Source organism: Chryseobacterium artocarpi (assembly GCF_001684975.1).
Lineage (GTDB): Bacteria > Bacteroidota > Bacteroidia > Flavobacteriales > Weeksellaceae > Chryseobacterium > Chryseobacterium artocarpi.
In genome coordinates this window covers 1-487 of record NZ_MAYH01000026.1, presented here as the reverse complement: position 1 = coordinate 487, position 487 = coordinate 1, and the positions used below count along the sequence as shown (strand labels likewise).

The 487-nt window shown below is 37.6% G+C and carries 1 protein-coding gene; it reads left to right on the top strand.

Features of this window, described 5'->3' with window-relative positions; all coding sequences use genetic code 11:
• Positions 1-487: hypothetical protein (locus BBI01_RS22815; RefSeq protein WP_165602244.1), on the top strand; the 487-nt coding region annotated here is incomplete at both ends.

The window sequence follows — 487 nt, the reverse complement described above, 5'->3', positions numbered from 1 at the left end:
TACATCAACTACAGAAAATGCAGTACAACTTGCAGCAGAATGGGCCAATCATTACGATTACCAGCATATTATCCTGTTAAAAACTGCCGGAGAATCTGAATTCGAAATTCTGCATATTGCTGAAGGCCATTCATTTGTGAATGAAGAAAATGTCAACAATTTGCTGGCAAGAACAGAATCATTGTTTACCCAGCTAATCAATGTTATAACGGAAAAGTATCCCCAGATACAGGTTTCAAAGATTTTAAGCGACTGGTCACTAACAAGAAGCATTAATGAAGTAATAAAGAACCAGCCCTCCATAGAACTGATTGTTCTGGGAAGTGATGACCATGCTTCTTCCAATGACAGCTATGTTTCCGGTAATATTATCAGTATTGCAAGAACGAGCAGTGTAAAAACCTTGATTGTTCCTCATCATTACCGCTACAGTCCTATCAAAAATATACTCATCCCTTGTGATATAAAGGGAATTACCAAGCTTGAA